Source organism: Arthrobacter sp. D1-17, assembly GCF_054130535.1.
Window position 1 is genome coordinate 3,633,599 of record NZ_CP096382.1, and the last position, 17,229, is coordinate 3,650,827.

Below are 17,229 nucleotides of genomic sequence, written 5' to 3' on the forward strand. Positions count from 1 at the left end.
GCTTGTCGAAGCGATTGACAGGTAGCGTCGATCCGCACGAGCTCAGCCGATCCCAAGAGTACCTACCGGCGGGTAGTTATGATATAGGCCACAAACCACTATTCAGTTTTGCCCCCAACAGACGCCGGCATGATTACATGCGGCGTTGGTTCTGCCTGACTGCGCGCTACTGCCGGGGAGTACGGACCACTTCACTGATCCACTGGCGGGTCTTCTCGTCAACCGGCCCCGCGAGGCGGCTGCGACTTGCCTCGCGGTCGGCCCTGATCTTCTGGAGAACCATCCTCCCGAGCCCCGCAAAGACGGCGGCGGCAAGCACTGGCAACAGGACGGATCTCGGTTTCTCAGCCATTCCGCAATCCTACTGACGGGGATGACGGCGGACCAGAGCCGCCATCGTCGTTCGCCGGTTCCGCCGCCTGTTCCGGTGCCGGCGGGCGCGAATACAGAGTGCGCCGCCGGGGCCGGTAGAATGGGGAAGCAAGCTCGCGGAGCGGCCGTTCACACCGTGCCAGATGCCGTCCCCTTTGAACCAATAGGCCGCAGAGGAATGGCGTGAGATGGCCCCACTCCGCTGCGCCCTTACCCAATGCTCACGCACAGGAGTTACCGGATGCCCCGGATCGTTGTCGACGTCATGCCCAAGCCCGAGATTCTGGACCCGCAGGGGAAGGCCATCGTGGGAGCACTTCCCCGTCTGGGTTTCACCAGCTTTAGCGCTGTCCGCCAGGGCAAGCGCTTCGAACTGACCGTCGACGGCGAGGTGACCGAAGACATCCTGACCGAGGCCCGGGAAGCCGCCGAGACCCTGCTGTCCAACCCGGTGATCGAGGACGTTGTCAACGTCGAGGTCGTCGAGGCCTGATATGACTGAACTCCCCCTGATCGGTGAGGCCGTAGCCGCCGACACGCCTACTGCCGGCGGACTCACCGGCGCGAAGATCGGCGTCATCACCTTCCCCGGCACGCTCGATGACCGCGACGCCGCGCGCGCAGTCCAGCTCGCCGGCGGCACGCCCGTTCCGCTGTGGCACGCCGATACCTCCCTCGGCGACGTGGACGCAGTCATTCTCCCGGGCGGCTTCTCGTACGGCGACTACCTCCGGGCAGGCGCCATCGCGCGTTTCGCACCGCTGATGTCCAAGGTCATCGACGCCGCCAACTCCGAAGCCAAGCTGCCGGTGCTGGGCATCTGCAACGGCTTCCAGATCCTCACCGAGTCGCACCTGCTGCCAGGATCGATGATCAAGAATGACCACCTGAAATTTATGTGCCGCGACCAGGTGCTGCGCGTCGAGAACAGCAACACCGACTGGACTCTCGATTACGCCGAGGGCCAGGAGATTACGGTGCCACTGAAGAACCAGGACGGCCAGTACATTGCCGATGAAAAGACCCTGGACGCACTCGAGGCCGAAGGCCGCGTGGTGTTCCGCTACGTGGGCTTCAACCCGAACGGCTCGCGCCGCGATATCGCCGGCATCTCCAATGCCGCCGGCAACGTCGTAGGCCTCATGCCGCACCCGGAGCACGCGGTGGAACAGGGCTTCGGCCCCGAGACGAATCTGTCCGGCACGGCCGGTGTCGGCGGGACCGACACGGACGGCTTGGGCTTCTTCACTTCCGTACTGACCAAAATTGTGGGAGGCAAGTAATGACCGAGATCTCGACAGGCTCGATCACCGACGGCACAGGCGCGGCCACCGCTGCCGCCTCGCCCACCGCTGCCCCGGGAGCGATCACCCAGGTGCCGAAGTTCAACATCGACACCGTCGAGAACGCAGCCAAGACGCCGGACACCGAACTTCCCTGGGCCGAGCTCGGCCTGAAGCAGAACGAGTTCGACGAGGTCGTGAAGGTTCTGGGCCGCCGCCCCACGGGCGCCGAACTGGCCATGTACTCCGTCATGTGGAGCGAGCACTGCTCCTACAAGTCCTCTAAGAACCACCTTCGCCAGTTCGGCGAAAAGGTGACGGACGAAATGAAGAAGGACATGCTGGTGGGCATCGGCGAAAATGCCGGCGTCACCAACCTGGGCGACGGCTGGGCCGTGACGTTCAAGATCGAGTCCCACAACTCGCCGTCGTTCGTTGAGCCCTACCAAGGTGCCGCAACCGGCATCGGCGGCATTGTCCGCGACATCATTTCCATGGGCGCCCGCCCTGTCGCTGTGATGGATCCGCTGCGTTTCGGTGCGATCGACCACCCCGACACGGCCCGCGTCATCCACGGCGCCGTCGCCGGCATTGGCGGCTACGGCAACTCACTCGGCCTGCCCAACATCGGCGGCGAAATGGTCTTTGACTCCGTGTACCAAGGCAACCCCCTGGTCAACGCGCTGGCCGTCGGCGTGATGCGCCATGAGGACATCCGCCTCGCCAACGCTTCCGGCAAGGGCAACAAGGTAGTCCTGTTCGGCGCCCGCACCGGCGGCGACGGCATCGGCGGCGCCTCCGTGCTGGCCTCCGAGTCCTTCGACGACACCAAGCCGTCCAAGCGCCCCGCCGTCCAGGTAGGCGACCCGTTCGCCGAAAAGGTCCTGATCGAGTGCTGCCTTGAACTGTTCAAGGGTTCACTCGTCGAGGGCATCCAGGACCTGGGCGCCGCCGGCATCTCCTGTGCCACCTCCGAGCTCGCCTCCAACGGCGACGGTGGCATGCAGGTTGAGCTGACCTCCGTACTGCTGCGCGACCCCACCCTGACCCCGGGCGAGATCCTCATGTCCGAGTCCCAGGAACGCATGATGGCGGTCGTCACCCCCGAGAACGTGGCCGCCTTTGAAGCAGTCATGGACAAGTGGGCCGTTGAGTACTCCTGGCTGGGCGAGGTGACCGACACAGGCCGCCTCATCATCACCTGGGACGGCGAAGTCATCGTCGACGTGGACCCACGCACCGTGGCCCACGACGGCCCGGTCTATGACCGCCCCTATGCCCGTCCGGACTGGCAGGACTCAGTGCAGGCCGACGCCTTCACCGGTTCTGTCCAGGATGCCGGCCGGCCGTCCGCCCCCGCGGAGCTGGCTGCCGCCGTCACCGAACTCATTTCCTCGCCGAACATGTGCTCCAAGTCCTGGATCACTGACCAGTACGACCGCTACGTTGGCGGCAACACCTCCATGGCATTCCCCGATGACGCCGGCGTGGTCCGCGTTGACGAGGAGAGCGGCCTGGGCGTGGCCCTCGCCACCGACGCCAACGGCCGCTACACCTACCTGGATCCGTACCAGGGTGCGCAGCTGGCCCTCGCGGAGGCGTACCGCAACGTTGCCACGTCGGGTGCCGTCCCAATGGCCGTCAGCGACTGCCTCAACTTCGGTTCCCCGGAGGACCCCGATGTGATGTGGCAGCTGGCTGAGGCCATCCGCGGCCTGTCCGACGCCTGCATGGAGCTCGGCATCCCGGTCACTGGCGGCAACGTCTCGCTGTACAACCAGACCGGCACCACCCCGATCCACCCGTCCCCCGTGGTCGCTGTCCTGGGCAAGCTGGACGACGTCGCACGGCGTACGCCCTCAGGCTGGCGGGAGGACGGTCAGGCCATCTACCTGCTCGGCACCACCGCAGCCGAGCTGGACGGGTCGGAGTGGTCCAACCTGCGCGGGCACCTCGGCGGGCTCCCGCCCAAGGTTGACCTCGCAGCCGAGCGCGCGCTGGGTGAAATCCTGATCAACGCATCCCGCGACGGCATGGTGGACTCCGCGCACGACCTCTCCGAAGGCGGCCTCGCGGCGGCCCTCGTGGAATCCTCGTTGCGGTACGGCGTGGGCGCCCGGATTGCCCTGCAGGATGTTCTGGACCGCGACGGCGTGGACCTGTTCACCGCACTGTTCTCCGAGTCCCAGGGCCGTGCCGTGGTGTCCGTCCCGCGTTCGGAGGAAGTCCGCTTCACGGACATGTGCACCGCCCGCGGCTTCGCCCATATCCGCATCGGTGTTGTGGACGCTGCCAGCGGCCAGCTGGAGATCAACGGCGTGGACGCACTCCCGCTCGACACCCTCGGCGAAGCCCACGAGGCCACCCTGCCGAAGTACTTCGGCTAAGCCACGTCATCGGCTGCTCCTTAGCGGGCAGCGCGAACGGACACTTGAGGCCCCTCCTCCAGGGGCCCCAAGTGTCCGTTCGCGCTTAAGGCCGGGTGAACAGAGCGTTAGTCTTCGCTGTGGTGTTCGCGCTGGCGGGCGCTCAACAGTTCCAGTTCCGGCCGCGCAGCTACGAAGCGTTCGACGGCGTCAAGCACCTCGATGAGGTGGCCCCGGTCCGCGGCGACGAGTCCGGCCCCGACCTGAGTGCGCCGGTACTGGTCCTGGTCCCCCACCTCGGCTACAGAAACGTCGAAGCGACGTTTCACTTCGGCGAGCAGCGGACGGACCACGGAGCGTTTCTCCTTCAGGCTGTGCACGTCGCCCAGGAGGATGTCGAATTCAATCCATCCGATCCACATGCGTTAATGCTATCGGCTGCCTGATCCGAATCAGATACTGAGCTCGCCCATCCGGTCCCATCCCTCGCCGTCGAGCTGGCGGCTAATGATGCGGGGCGTCTCCGCGAGGGCCTGCGGCATCTCCGCCATGGCCTTCTTGAAGTGCTCGCTGTTGACGTGATCACCGGCGGCGTCGTCTTTGAAGGCTTCGACAAGGACAAACTCGTCGGGGTCATCCACGCTGCGGGACCAGTCGAACCACAGGTTGCCGGGCTCCTGGCGCGTAGCCTCGGTAAAGTCCGCCACAAGGCCGAGCCACTTGTCGGACCAATCTGGCTTGACCTTGAATTTGACGACGATGAAGATCACGGACGGTTGCCTTCCATTCGGGACGTGGGATGTACCAGGCGGTACAGCTCATCCATTGTTGCAGCCCCCTAGCCGGCAAGGGCGTGCTCGCATTCGGCGATTGCTTCACGGGCGTACTGCTGCTGGGCGGGGGTTCCCACGCGTTCAGCCCACTGCTCAGCGAGCTGAAACTCGACGAGGGCCTCGGTGAGTCGGCCGGAACGCTGCAGGATCCAGCCGAGATTGTTGTGCAGGGCGATCATCCACCGCCTGGTGTTGGCGTCGTGCGCCGTTGAGGCGTACTCCAGGGCACTGCGCGTCCAGAGCTCCGCGTGGTCTGCGTCGGCGATGGCCAGCATGTGCAGGGCGTCCACGGCGAGGAGCTCCTCGCCCAGGTGATCGCCGAGCTCCGCGGCCTGTTCGAACAGCGGCACGGCCATCTGCGGGTGGCCGCTCGAGTTCAGGATGCGGCCCCTTTCCAGAACGATGCGGATGCCGACGGTGAGTTCGTCTTCGCCGTCTATTGAATCCAGGAGCTCATCTGCCTCCTCGAAGCGGCCCTGCAGGCCGATGGCCCTTCCCAGCTGCGTGGCGAGCTCCGCCCGTTCGTCGGCGTCGTACTTCCCGTCGGCCATCGCTTCGCGGAAGCGCTGTTCGGACAGTGCGGGGTTGTCGAAGTCCCACAGGCGGTCGAGGGTCTTTTGGTCAAGCATGTACCGTCTCCTCCTCAGCTTTCGCCGGTTGCGAGCTGGCGTGCCCCTTCAATGTATCGGGAAGTGACGTGCCGTTGCGCCGCCCTCGTCAGCAGGCCGCCGGCAGCGTAAAACCAGTTGGAGGGTTTGCTGAAGGCCGTGATTCTGAGGAACACTCTGCCCCCGTCGTCAATCGTCACTTCGAAGGATTCCTCACCGCGGGCGGGGTGGCCCGGCAGCGTTCCGTAACCGAAGCCGGCTGATTGCGCACCCGCCCCCGGGGCCGGGTGCCGCACCCACACCACCTCGCAGGGCGCGTTGATCCGGAACGGCCCGACGCCGAAGCCGCTCACCACGCGTGCGCCGGGAACAACGGCGTCGGACTCGGCGCGGACCCGCAGGCCGGAACGGCGCTGCAGCTCCCAGGCCAGAATCCCCCGGGCAACCTTGTGGAACGTCGCCGCCCCTTCCCCCAAATACGCCTGCATGACAAGGCAAGGGAAGCCCTCGGGCGGCGAGCCGTCCTGCGTCGAGCCGATCCCAGGGTAATTAAGGCCACCCCGCGCCAGGCGCTTTTCAGTCATTGCCCGCCAGCTCAGTCATTGCCCGCCAGCCTGGCCCATCCGAGCTGCTCCCGCTGTTTCCGGTTCAGCGATGCCACGACGAGGTCGTAGGAGTCCTCCACCATGTCCCGGATCATGTCGTCCGGCAAGGAGCCATCCAACCGGACGCCGTTCCAGTGCGTCTTGTTCATGTGCCACGCCCCGGCGATCTCCGGATGCACTGCCCGCAGCTGTTCGGCGAGCACCGGTTCGCATTTCAGGCTCACGGACCAGTTTTCCGTGTCCATGGCGGACAGCGCGAACATCCTGGCCTCGTGCCGGCCCCCTCCCGCCACGTCCGCGCGGACTTTGAAGACCGATATTTCAGGGCCGAACGGAAAGTCTTCGAAGGCCCCCGGAAACGAGAGGCAGATTCTTCGCAATTCGCCTGGATCCATGCAGTGAGCCTACAAAGCCTTCTCCTGCGGTGCTAGTCTGCGAACATGGCAGCAGGTCAGGAAACAATTCCCGTGTTGAACCTGGGCACCGCACGCCAGGCAGACGGGTCGTTCAGTCCGGAATTCATCGAGCAGCTGCGCTATGCCACGCACCGGGTCGGCTTCTTCCAGGTCATCGGCTATGGCGGTTCCCCCGGGCAGGCGAAGGAGCTGCTGGCGACCATCAAGCGCTTCTTTGACCTGCCACTCGAGGAGCGGATGAAGCTCGACAACCGTCTTTCCCCGCATTTCCGCGGCTACACGCGGATGGGCACGGAGGTCACCCAGGGAAGAGCGGACGCCCGCGAACAGATCGACTATTCGCCGGAGCGTGAACCGGTCAAGGATTACCCGGCCGATCAGCCCTACTGGCTCCTGCAGGGCCCCAACATGTGGCCCAATGATGCGCTGCCGGAACTGAAGCCGGCAGCGATGGCCTGGGCGGCACTGATGTCCGAGGTGGGAGCGGAACTGATGCGGGCCATCGCCGTAACCCTCCGGCTGCCGGAAGACTACTTTGACGAGCCCTTCCGGGACTCACCGGCCTGGATGGGCAAACTGGTGCACTACGTCGGCGGCGTCGTTGAGGAGGCCGGCGACCAGGGCGTTGGTACGCACGCAGACTACGGTTTTGTCACCCTTCTCCTGCAGGACGAGGTGGGGGGACTGGAAGTACTGCCGCCCGGTGCGGATGACTGGGTACCCGTGGAACCCAATCCCGAAGCCCTGGTGGTGAACCTTGGCGAGATGCTGGAGGTGGCCACGGAGGGCTACCTCGCCGCCACCATCCACCGTGTGAAGGCGCCGCCGCCGGGCGTGGACCGCTATTCGGTGCCGTTCTTCTGGTCACCGCGGCTTGATGCCGTGATCGAGCCCGTGCCGCTCCCGGAAGACCTTAAGGCGCAGTCCCGCGGCATCTCCGACGACCCGTCCAACCCGCTGCTCGCCTCGTTCGGCCTGAACATGCTCAAGGGCCGGATGCGCGCCCACCCGGATGTCACGGAGCGCCACTACCCGGAGCTGATGAAGCGCTGATGCCGGGCCGGAAGGCGGACCGGAAACAGCCCGTCAGAGCCCGTAGTGCCAGCCCTCCCGCGCGGGGCAAGAGTTCACCACGACGTCCAGCCCGGCTGCCTTCGCCCGCTCTACGGCGGCGTCGTCGAAGACGCCCAGCTGCAGCCACACGGCCTTGGCTCCCACAGCGATCGCCTGGTCGATGACCGCCCCGACTTTTTGGGAGTTCACGAAGCAATCCACAACGTCAATCGGGTGCTTTTCCTGCGGAATCTCCGCCAGCGAACGGTATCCCTTTTCACCGTGGACATCGTCCCCCGGAAGATTTACCGGAATGATTTCCATGCCCATACGGTCGCGGACATAAAGTGCAACGTCGTATGCCGACCGCCATTGATTGGTGGTCAGCCCAACGATCGCCCAGGTACCTTTGGTTCGCATGAGGCGTTCGATGACCGCTGGATCGTTCACGTGTGCCATGCATCAAGCCTACTCCTGCAGCCCTTACGCGTTGTTACCGAATAAATGACTGAACAGTCGCCACCCTCCGCTGGGTTAACGAATATTACGACGAACGTGGGGTTGATTTGGTGGAAGCGAGCGGGTCGCCTTTAGTGGATAGGGACCATCCCGAGCGGCTGAGAGACCTGGATCAATGAAGCCGCAGCAACCCCGGTGACGTGAGACGACCATTCTCACTGAACTGTTCCTGCCCGCATGGAGGAACACAGGGTGCTACTGCCAGGACCGATGGAGTACCCACATGACCCCTGACTTTTCCCCTGCACTGTCTTCACCTGCCCGGACTTCCCCTGCGGAAAACCGGGCCAGCGGAGACCTCACAACCACTTCGAACGCGACGGCGATCGAAGCAGGGCTGCGTGACGCGCCCGGCTCCCTTCGCGGCCCTTCGGGATGGTCCTCGACCGAGCCGCCGGATGGCACAGTGCACGGTGCCTCCAAAGGCGGGCCGGCGCGTCACAGCAGCACATTCCCCGTACGGGCATCCGGCCCCGCCGCCGGTACCGATGCAGGCCGTGCCGCGGACACCCTTGCCGCCAGCCACGCAGAGGACACCGTGGCTTTTTGGGAACAGCAGGCGCTGCGGCTCGACTGGGCACCCTCCACCTCGCCGGGCGGCCAGCCCTGGCACACCGCCCACCGGAAAGTACCGGCAAATCCTGAAGCCGGAACCGGCCCCGAGATCACCTGGTTCGAAGGTGGCCGGCTCAATGTTGCCTACAACTGCGTGGACCGCCATGTTGCGGCGGGGCGCGGGGACAAGGTGGCCCTCCATTTCGAGGGCGAACCGGGCGACCGCCGGAGCATCACCTATGCAGAGCTTCAGCGGGAGGTGGCCAAGGCCGCTAACGCGCTTCTCGCCCTGGGCATCACCAAGGGTGACCGTGTGGTCATCTATCTACCGGTCATTCCGGAAACGGTGATCATCACCCTGGCCGTAGCCCGCATCGGCGCCATCCACTCGCTCGTTTTCGGCGGCTTCTCCGCTGAAGCCCTGCGCTTCCGCGTCGAGGACACCCGCGCGAAACTCCTCGTGACCACCGACGGCCAGTTCCGCCGCGGCGTGGCCGTTCCTGTGAAGGACAACGCCGACGCCGCCGTCGCGGGCGACAATGAGATCGAACATGTGCTCGTCATCAACCGCACCACGCCCGCCGGGAAGCTGGCGGAGGTAGCGATGACGGAGGGCCGGGACGTGTGGTGGCACGACGCCGTCGAGCCCGCCTCCGACGTTCACGAGGCGGAAGCGTTCGACGCCGAGACCCCCCTGTTCATCATGTACACCTCCGGGACCACCGGAAAGCCCAAGGGGCTGGTGCACACCTCGGGCGGCTACCTGACGCAGGCATCGTGGAGCTTCGAGCACCTCTTCAGCAACCCCGACCCCGAGCTCCGGGACCAGGACGTGCACTGGTGCACCGCCGACCTCGCCTGGGTCACCGCGCACACATACGAAATCTACGGGCCGCTTTCCAACGGAGTCACCCAGGTCATTTTCGAGGGAACGCCCAACACACCCCACCCTGGACGGCATTTCGAAATCATCGAACGCTACGGCGTCACGCAGTACTACACGGCGCCCACCCTGGTCCGCTCCCTCATGGGCTGGTTCCCCGACGGCGTCCCGGGCAGCTATGACCTCTCGTCCATCCGGCTGCTCGGCACCGTCGGGGAGGCCGTCAACCCCGAAGCGTGGCGCTGGCTGCGGCACAACGTCGGCCGCGGCACCGTCCCCGTGGTCGATACCTGGTGGCAGTCTGAGACCGGAGCCACGATCCTCTCCCCCGCACCTACGGACACCGAGTTCAAGCCCGGCTGCGCGGCCCGCCCGCTTCCCGGGGTCAGCGCGAGGATCGTGGACGAAGCCGGCAACACCGTGCCGCCCGGAGTCCAGGGATACATTGTGGTGGATACTCCAGGCCCCGCCATCGCGCGGACTGTCTGGGGCAACCCGCAGCGCTACTTTGATTCGTATTGGCGCAAGTATGCGGAGCAGGGCTGGTTCCTTGCCGGCGACGGCGCCAAGTACGACGACGACGGCGACATCTGGATCCTCGGGCGGGTGGATGACACCCTCAACGTCTCAGGGCACCTGCTCTCCACGATTGAGATCGAATCGGCCCTCGTCTCGCATCCGGACGTTGTGGAGGCCGGCGTCTGTCCGGTCGCAGATCCGAAGACCGGCCATGCCGTCGTCGCGTTCGTAGTACTGAAGGGCGGGGCTTCGGCGGTTTCGGCAAGCACAACCAGCGCCGACCTCCGCAACCACGTGGCCAAGGCGATCGGCCCGATCGCCAAGCCACGCGACGTCGTCGTTGTTCCCGACGTCCCCAAGACCCGCAGCGGCAAGATCATGCGCCGGCTGCTCACCCAGCTTTTCGAGGGCACCGCCCTGGGCGACACCACCTCCCTCCAGAACGAACCGGCGATTGCCGGAATCCAGGACGCGCTCCGCGATTACGCCGCCGTCACCGCAGCAAGGCTCAACTGATAAAAGTTGACAGACGTAAAGGAATGAACATGAACGACATCAGCAACGTGGCCCGTCTTTCCGAACCGCTCAAGTTCGCCTATTGGGTGCCCAACGTATCCGGCGGGCTGGTGGTCTCCACCATTGAACAGCGCACCGGCTGGGACTTCGACTACAACAAGAAGCTGGCACGGATCGCGGAGAACTCCGGCTTTGAGTACGCCCTCACGCAGACCCGCTACGCCGCTTCCTACGGGGCGGACAAGCAGCACGAGGCAACGTCCTTCAGCCTGGCCCTTCTGGCGGCCACCGAGCGCCTCAAAGTTATTGCCGCCGTGCACCCGGGCATGTGGCACCCCGGCGTGCTCGCCAAGTACGTCATCACGGCCGACCACATCTCCAACGGCCGCGCCGCAGTCAACATCGTCTCCGGCTGGCTGAAGAACGAATTCACGAACTTCGGCCTCGAATGGCTCGAGCACGACGAGCGCTACGTCCGCACCGAGGAGTTCATTAAGGTGCTGCGCGGGCTGTGGACCGAGAAGGAGTTCAGCCAGTCCGGCAAGTACTACAACATCACCGATTTCACGCTCAACCCCGCCCCGGTGGACGTTCCGGGACGCGCCCACCCGGAGATCTTCTTCGGCGGAAACTCGACGGCGGCGCAGGCCACTGCGGGGCGCGTCGCCGACTGGTACTTCTCCAACGGCAAGGACCTTGAAGGCTTCAAGGAGAACATCGCCGGTGTGGTCGCGGCTGCGGGCGAGACCGGGCGCGGCGCCGAGGGCCAGCTGCCTTCACTGTCGTTCCCAAAGTTCGGCCTCAACGGCTTCGTCATCGCCCGCGACTCGGAGAAGGAGGCCCGCGACACCCTCCGCGAAATCGTGGCGAAGGCCCACAAGCCGGCCGTCCAGGGCTTCCGCGACGCCGTGCAGGAAGCAGGGCCCTCCACGAAGGACGGCAAGGGCATGTGGGCGGACTCCTCCTTCGAGGATCTCATCCAGTACAACGACGGCTTCAAGACCCAGCTGATCGGCACCCCGGAGCAGATCGCCGAGCGGATCGTGGAGTACAAGAAGATCGGCGTGAACCTGCTGCTGACCTGCTACCTGCACTTTCAGGAGGAGGTGGAGTCCTTTGGCAAGGACATCCTGCCGATCGTCCGCGAACTCGAGGCCGACCTGGCCCGCAAGAACGGCACCGAGCTGGACTTGTCCGGCACTCCGGTAGCTTCCGGCGCCGGTGCAGCCAGCGAACTGGCGGCAGTCTGATGGCTGAGCGCACTTTCGGCTTCCGCACGCGTGCCCTGCACGCCGGCGGCACCCCCGACGCCGAGCACGGCGCCCGCGCGGTTCCCATTTACCAGACGACGTCGTTCGTGTTCAAGGACACCCAGGACGCTGCCAACCTCTTCGCACTGCAGAAGTACGGCAACATCTACTCGCGCATCGGCAATCCGACGGTGGCCGCATTTGAGGAGCGCATCGCCTCGCTGGAAGGCGGCATCGGCGCCGTTGCCACCTCCTCAGGCATGGCCGCAGAGTTCATCACCTTCGCAGCGCTCACGCAGGCCGGCGACCACATCGTCGCAGCCTCGCAGCTGTACGGCGGCACCGTCACCCAGCTTGATGTGACGCTGCGCCGCTTCGGCGTGGACACCACCTTCGTTCCCGGCACCGACCCTGCAGATTATGCTGCGGCTGTGCAGGAGAACACGAAGGCCATCTTCGTCGAGGTGGTGGCCAACCCGTCGTCGGAGGTCCAGGACCTTGCGGCCCTGGCAAAAGTGGCGCACGACGCCGGCATCCCCTTGGTGGTCGACGCCACGTTGAGCACGCCGTACCTCGTGCGGCCGATCGAACACGGCGCCGATATCGTGATCCACTCGGCCACGAAGTTCATCGGCGGGCACGGCACCACCCTGGGCGGCGTCATCGTCGAGAGCGGCACGTTCAACTGGGGCAACGGTAAGTTCCCCACGATGACCGAGCCGGTGCCCTCGTACGGCAACGTCTCCTGGTGGGGCAACTTTGGCGAATACGGGTTCCTGACCAAACTGCGCTGCGAACAGCTGCGCGACATCGGCCCGGCCCTGACGCCCTTGGCTGCCTTCCAGCTGCTGCAGGGCGTGGAGACACTCCCCCAGCGCCTTGATGAGCACCTGAAGAACGCCAAGGCTGTGGCCGAGTGGCTCGAAGCCGATCCCCGCGTGGCGTACGTGAACTACTCCGGGCTGCCGTCCCACCCGCACTACGAGCGCGCGCGGCAGTACCTGCCCCTGGGCCCGGGATCGGTATTCTCCTTCGGAGTGAAGGGCGGACGGGCAGCCGGGCAGAAGTTCATTGAATCCCTGCAGCTGGCCTCCCACCTCGCGAACGTCGGTGACTCACGCACCCTCGTAATCCACCCCGGTTCCACCACCCACCAGCAGCTGAGCCCGCTTCAGCTCGAATCTGCCGGAGTTCCTGAGGACCTGGTCCGGATCTCCGTGGGGCTCGAGGACATCGAGGACATCCTGTGGGACCTGGACCAGGCGCTGACGGAAGCTCAAAGCGCGACGGCGGATGACGCCGTCGGGCTCGAAGAACCGGCCGACACCTGCACGATCGGAGCACGGGCATGAGCACCACAGAAAGAACCTGGCAAGGACCCACCGCCCCGGAGCGCCTGAACCTGCTCCGGAGTGCCAAGTCCATTGCGATCGTCGGCGCTTCGGACAAGCCGTCCCGGGCAAGCTACTTTGTTGCCACCTACCTGCAGTCCTCGACGCGCTACAAGGTGTATTTCGTGAACCCGGTGGTCAAGGAGATCCTGGGCCAGCCGACGTACGCCTCGCTGGCCGATCTTCCCGAGAGCCCGGACATTGTGGACGTCTTCCGCAAGCACGAGGACCTTCCCGGCGTCCTGGACGAGGCCGTTGCCGCGGGCGCGAAGACCCTGTGGCTGCAGCTGGGCTCCTGGCATGAAGGCGTCGCCCTTGAGGCTGAGGCTGCCGGGCTGAACATCGTGATGGATCGCTGCGTGAAGATCGAGCACGCACGCTTCCATGGCGGCCTGCACCTCGCCGGCTTCGATACCGGCGTCATCTCCTCCAAGCGGCAGGTGCTCGCTTAGGCTAGGTACATGTAGGCCTGGACGGCACAAACCGGCGCGAACGGACACTTAAGCCCCGGGGCTTAAGTGTCCGTTCGCGCTTTCTTTGCGAAGAAGAGAAAGAGCCGGGCTGGAAAACTGATGGGGGACAGCTTCCAGACCGGCTCGTTCATACAGGTAATCGTTGGCGACCCTTGTGGGGTTACGCAGATTCCCAAAAAACTTTATTTTCTTTTTCTGCCGGTGCTTCCCGGCCCAGCCGTCCGTCAGGGCTTGTCGTGGCCATGGTCGGAGACGGCGCCCGGGAGGGCGGGAACCGCGGGCCGCGGCGGGGACGGTTTGACCGGAAGCTCCGGGGCTTCACCCGCGCCAGGCAACGTGGGCAGTTGCGAGGGCCGTACCGCCGGCACCGGGGCTTTGTCCGGCTTCTCGCCAGCCGCGGGGGGCCGGCGGACGGGGTCGGCGTCCTTGGACGGGGACGCGGGGACCGCCTCCGGGGAACCAGGTGCCGGCGCTGCCGGAGCTGTTCCGCCGGACGGGGCAGCGGGTACCGCAGTCCTGGCCGGAACGTTGGCTGGTGACGGGCTTGCCGTGCCGCTGGCGGGTGCGGGGGCAGGGGCAGGCGGAACCGGCGTAAAAATCCTTTCCACGTTATGACCGACGCTTCGCCGGAAGTCCTCGCTTGAGGCGGCGACGGCACCTGCGCCGAGGCCCATAGTGCCAACAACTACGGCCCCGATCACGGCGCCCATTCTGCGCTGCCTGTTGCGGCGCCGAACGTCAAGGCTGGACACGCCAGGGGCCAGCAGAGCGGCGAGGTCGGGCCGGGGCGCTGGCGGCGCATCCAGTGCCAGCGCGCGCATCCCGCCCAGGGCTGCGGCCAGATCCGCGTCCCCTTCCAGCCCGGCATCACGAAGAACCGCCTGGATCTCCCGGTCCTCCGGGCCTTTGAGCGTGGCACTCATGATGGAATGTGGTCCTTTTCCTTGACGAGTTCGCGGAGGGCAATGAGCCCGCGCCGCTGAAGCTGTTTGATGGCGCCGGGGGTCTTGTTCATGATCCCGGCCACCTGTTCCACGGAGAGGTCCGCGACGATCCTCAGGATCAGGACCTCGCGCTGCTCGTCGTTGAGCATGGAGAGGGTTGATGAAATGCCGCCCAGTGAGCCGATGACGTCGTCCTCGGCAGAGTTCGTATACCGTCCGTCCTGCTGCGGGTCGTATTCGCTCAGCTGGGGGGTGCGTGAGGACCGGCGGCGGTAGTCAACGAGCCGGGCATGCGCAATGGAGAAGATGAAGGTCCTCAGACCGGCGTGGCCGCCTCTGACGCCCTGCAGCTTGGGCAGTACGTCCACGAACACGTCCTGTGTCAGCGCTTCCGGATCATCAACCCCGCGGGCCCGGAAATATCCTAGAACGGCGGGGGAAATGGTGCTGTAAACGGCGCTGAAACCGGAAGGGTCGCCAGCAAGGGCGGCTGACAGTTCGTCGTCGCTCAGCTGGGCTGCCAAGGATCAGTCCTTCCCTTACTGCAGGTGCGCGGCGGTAGTAAGCCTACCGCCGCGCACCGTGAGCCCCCTATTCGGGGAGCGTCTTTGCTTACTTGCCGGCCTTCGGCAGGTCAGCGGAAGCGTCAGCCTCAGCGCGGACCTCAGCATCGGCGGAGACCGACGGCTGGCCAACCTTCTCGGCAACGCTCGGGACGGCCGGAGTGGCGGGCTTGGCCGGGATGGCGGGGACACCGGGGCCGTTCGGAATGGCGGGAGTGGCCGGGACCGCAGCGGCTACGTCAGCAGCGGCGCCGTTGGGGCCGGCGACGTTGGCCTTGGCGGAGTCCTTCTCCACATCGACGTCAGCATTAACGTCCGCAGCCTCGGCGGCCGCCTTGGCCTTGGCCTCCGGAGTGGCGGGAACGGCCGGGGTGGCCGGAACTGCAGGTGCGGACGGAAGCTCAGGAGTTGCGGGAGCGGCCGGGGTGGCGGGCGTAGCGGGGGTCACCTCTGCGTGCTGCGAGCTTGCGACCTGAGCCGCGTTGGCCAGGCCGATGCTGGAGAAACCTCCGACAGCGATGATGGCGGCACCGACAGCAATCTTGGTGGACTTGCTAACACTCTTCATAAGAAAAAACATCCTTTGGTTGTCTGAAGGCCGGGCTGGTCGGCCGATGGGGGACAGCTTGCAGCCCGGCGCTTACATGGAGGTAATCGCAGCGGAGGTGCTGCGGGTTACGCTCAAGCCGATGTTTTTTTAAAACCGCTGAAGAAACGACGGCGACGGGTCACCTTTTCAGGTGACCCGCCGCCGTCGTAACTGGTTCAGAGGCTGGTGAAGCTCAGTCGTTGATGAGGTCGTTCAGCACGATGGTCTGGTCGCGGTCCGGGCCCACACCAATGGCCGAGAAGCGTGTACCGGAGAGCTTTTCCAGCGCCAGGACGTAGTTGCGGGCGTTTTCCGGCAGGTCCGCCAGTGTGCGTGCTCCGGTGATGTCCTCTGTCCAGCCGTCGAAGAACTCGAAGATGGGCTTGGCGTGGTGGAACTCCGTCTGCGTCATGGGCATCTCGTCATGCCGGACGCCGTCGACGTCGTAAGCAACGCAGACCGGAATCTGTTCGATGCCCGTCAGCACGTCGAGCTTCGTGACGAAGTAGTCGGTGAATCCGTTCACCCGCGAGGCGTGGCGGGCCAGGACGGCGTCGTACCAGCCGCAGCGGCGCGGGCGGCCGGTGTTGACGCCGAACTCTCCGCCGGTCTTCTGCAGGTACACGCCCATCTCATCGAACAGTTCGGTGGGGAAAGGACCGGCGCCCACACGTGTGGTGTAAGCCTTAATGATGCCGATGGAACGCGAAATGCGGGTGGGACCGATGCCGGAACCTACGGAAGCACCGCCGGCGGTGGGGTTGGAGGAGGTGACAAACGGGTACGTGCCGTGGTCAACGTCCAGGAACGTGGCCTGGCCGCCCTCCATGAGCACAACCTTGCCCTCGTCCAGCGCCGTGTTCAGTACCAGGGTGCTGTCAATGACCAGGGGGCGCAGCCGTTCCGCGAAGGACAGGAAGTAGTCGACGATCTCGTCCACCAGGATGCCCCGGCGGTTGTAGACCTTGACGAGGAGCTCGTTCTTCTGGCGCAGCGAGCCCTCCACCTTTTGCCGGAGGATGGACTCGTCGAAAACGTCCTGGACGCGGATGCCGAGGCGGGCCACCTTGTCCATGTAGGCCGGGCCGATGCCGCGGCCGGTGGTGCCGATGGCGCGGCTGCCGAGGAAGCGCTCGGTGACCTTGTCCAGCACCTGGTGGTAGGGGGCGACGAGGTGGGCGTTGGCCGAAACGCGCAGCTTGGAGGTGTCCGCGCCGCGGGCTTCAAGCCCGTCGATCTCCTGGAACAGGGCTTCGAGGTTCACCACACAGCCGTTGCCGATAATCGGAACAGCGTTCGGGCTGAGGATGCCGGCGGGAAGGAGCTTGAGCTCGTACTTCTCACCGCCCACGACGACGGTGTGGCCGGCGTTGTTTCCGCCGTTCGGCTTGACCACGTAGTCGACACGGCCGCCGAGCAGGTCAGTGGCCTTACCTTTGCCTTCGTCGCCCCACTGGGCTCCGACGATCACGATTGCTGGCATGGGATCCT

19 protein-coding genes are annotated in these 17,229 nt (G+C 65.4%); 8 read left to right on the top strand and 11 right to left on the bottom strand.

Annotation, left to right across the window (positions count from 1 at the left end):
- Positions 1 to 166: 166 nt before the first annotated feature.
- A complete protein-coding gene (locus M1E01_RS16720) occupies positions 167 to 352 on the bottom strand; it encodes a hypothetical protein (RefSeq protein WP_457972644.1) in 186 nt (61 codons plus the stop codon).
- A 261-nt stretch (positions 353 to 613) separates the two neighbouring features.
- Between M1E01_RS16720 and purS the strand changes: the two genes are divergently transcribed.
- Genes purS through purL form a run of 3 tightly spaced genes read left to right on the top strand, consistent with a single transcriptional unit; the run spans position 614 to position 4,042 of the window.
- On the top strand, positions 614 to 865 hold the full coding sequence (gene purS, locus M1E01_RS16725; protein WP_457972645.1) for a phosphoribosylformylglycinamidine synthase subunit PurS: 252 nt from the start codon (positions 614 to 616) through the stop codon (positions 863 to 865).
- 1 nt (position 866) lies between these two features.
- The gene (gene purQ, locus M1E01_RS16730; RefSeq protein WP_457972646.1) at positions 867 to 1,655 is read left to right on the top strand and encodes a phosphoribosylformylglycinamidine synthase subunit PurQ; all 789 of its coding nucleotides are present in this window, start codon (positions 867 to 869) and stop codon (positions 1,653 to 1,655) included.
- Positions 1,655 to 4,042 (top strand): phosphoribosylformylglycinamidine synthase subunit PurL, encoded by a 2,388-nt coding sequence (purL, locus tag M1E01_RS16735; protein ID WP_457972647.1) that lies wholly within the window; start codon positions 1,655 to 1,657, stop codon positions 4,040 to 4,042. Before purQ ends, purL begins: the two co-directional genes overlap by 1 nt.
- Before the next feature lie 107 nt (positions 4,043 to 4,149).
- Here the strand turns inward: purL and M1E01_RS16740 are convergent, their stop codons facing one another.
- From M1E01_RS16740 to M1E01_RS16760, 5 genes are all read right to left on the bottom strand, one after another.
- Complete coding sequence (locus tag M1E01_RS16740) at positions 4,150 to 4,443, bottom strand: DUF503 domain-containing protein (RefSeq protein WP_457972648.1); 294 nt, start codon at positions 4,441 to 4,443, stop codon at positions 4,150 to 4,152.
- Between the two features lie 30 nt (positions 4,444 to 4,473).
- A complete protein-coding gene (locus M1E01_RS16745) occupies positions 4,474 to 4,791 on the bottom strand; it encodes a putative quinol monooxygenase (protein WP_457972649.1) in 318 nt (105 codons plus the stop codon).
- 68 nt (positions 4,792 to 4,859) lie between these two features.
- A complete protein-coding gene (locus M1E01_RS16750) occupies positions 4,860 to 5,483 on the bottom strand; it encodes a tetratricopeptide repeat protein (RefSeq protein ID WP_457972650.1) in 624 nt (207 codons plus the stop codon).
- A 14-nt stretch (positions 5,484 to 5,497) separates the two neighbouring features.
- A complete protein-coding gene (locus M1E01_RS16755) occupies positions 5,498 to 6,046 on the bottom strand; it encodes a DUF1990 family protein (protein WP_457972651.1) in 549 nt (182 codons plus the stop codon).
- Between the two features lie 11 nt (positions 6,047 to 6,057).
- Positions 6,058 to 6,462 (bottom strand): MmcQ/YjbR family DNA-binding protein, encoded by a 405-nt coding sequence (locus tag M1E01_RS16760; RefSeq protein WP_457972652.1) that lies wholly within the window; start codon positions 6,460 to 6,462, stop codon positions 6,058 to 6,060.
- Positions 6,463 to 6,507: 45 nt separating this feature from the next.
- On the opposite strand from M1E01_RS16760, the gene M1E01_RS16765 reads away from it, so the two are divergent.
- Positions 6,508 to 7,536 carry an isopenicillin N synthase family dioxygenase gene (locus M1E01_RS16765; RefSeq protein ID WP_457972653.1) on the top strand — a complete coding sequence of 343 codons (1,029 nt, stop codon included), beginning with the start codon at positions 6,508 to 6,510 and terminating at the stop codon, positions 7,534 to 7,536.
- 33 nt (positions 7,537 to 7,569) lie between these two features.
- On the opposite strand, the gene M1E01_RS16770 is transcribed toward M1E01_RS16765, so the two are convergent.
- Positions 7,570 to 7,995, bottom strand: coding sequence for a CoA-binding protein (locus M1E01_RS16770; RefSeq protein WP_457972654.1), 426 nt, complete (start codon positions 7,993 to 7,995; stop codon positions 7,570 to 7,572).
- 283 nt (positions 7,996 to 8,278) lie between these two features.
- On the opposite strand from M1E01_RS16770, the gene acs reads away from it, so the two are divergent.
- The 4 genes from acs to M1E01_RS16790 are packed head-to-tail and all read left to right on the top strand — an operon-like array spanning position 8,279 to position 13,621.
- On the top strand, positions 8,279 to 10,528 hold the full coding sequence (gene acs / locus M1E01_RS16775; RefSeq protein ID WP_457972655.1) for an acetate--CoA ligase: 2,250 nt from the start codon (positions 8,279 to 8,281) through the stop codon (positions 10,526 to 10,528).
- Between the two features lie 29 nt (positions 10,529 to 10,557).
- The gene (gene sfnG, locus M1E01_RS16780; RefSeq protein WP_457972656.1) at positions 10,558 to 11,778 is read left to right on the top strand and encodes a dimethylsulfone monooxygenase SfnG; all 1,221 of its coding nucleotides are present in this window, start codon (positions 10,558 to 10,560) and stop codon (positions 11,776 to 11,778) included.
- Positions 11,778 to 13,130: an O-acetylhomoserine aminocarboxypropyltransferase/cysteine synthase family protein gene (locus M1E01_RS16785; RefSeq protein WP_457972657.1), complete on the top strand. Its 1,353-nt coding sequence runs from the start codon at positions 11,778 to 11,780 to the stop codon at positions 13,128 to 13,130. The genes sfnG and M1E01_RS16785 overlap by 1 nt, the downstream gene beginning before the upstream one ends.
- On the top strand, positions 13,127 to 13,621 hold the full coding sequence (locus M1E01_RS16790; protein ID WP_457972658.1) for a CoA-binding protein: 495 nt from the start codon (positions 13,127 to 13,129) through the stop codon (positions 13,619 to 13,621). The genes M1E01_RS16785 and M1E01_RS16790 overlap by 4 nt, the downstream gene beginning before the upstream one ends.
- Positions 13,622 to 13,866: 245 nt before the next feature.
- Here M1E01_RS16790 and M1E01_RS16795 read toward each other — a convergent pair whose 3' ends face one another.
- The 4 genes from M1E01_RS16795 to M1E01_RS16810 form a co-directional block, all read right to left on the bottom strand.
- Entirely contained in the window at positions 13,867 to 14,565 is a 699-nt protein-coding gene (locus M1E01_RS16795) for a hypothetical protein (protein WP_457972659.1), read from the bottom strand.
- Positions 14,562 to 15,110 (bottom strand): RNA polymerase sigma factor, encoded by a 549-nt coding sequence (locus M1E01_RS16800; protein WP_457972660.1) that lies wholly within the window; start codon positions 15,108 to 15,110, stop codon positions 14,562 to 14,564. Before M1E01_RS16800 ends, M1E01_RS16795 begins: the two co-directional genes overlap by 4 nt.
- 88 nt (positions 15,111 to 15,198) lie before the next feature.
- Entirely contained in the window at positions 15,199 to 15,717 is a 519-nt protein-coding gene (locus M1E01_RS16805; protein ID WP_457972661.1) for a hypothetical protein, read from the bottom strand.
- 214 nt (positions 15,718 to 15,931) lie between these two features.
- Positions 15,932 to 17,221 carry an adenylosuccinate synthase gene (locus M1E01_RS16810; protein ID WP_457972662.1) on the bottom strand — a complete coding sequence of 430 codons (1,290 nt, stop codon included), beginning with the start codon at positions 17,219 to 17,221 and terminating at the stop codon, positions 15,932 to 15,934.
- Positions 17,222 to 17,229 lie beyond the last annotated feature (8 nt).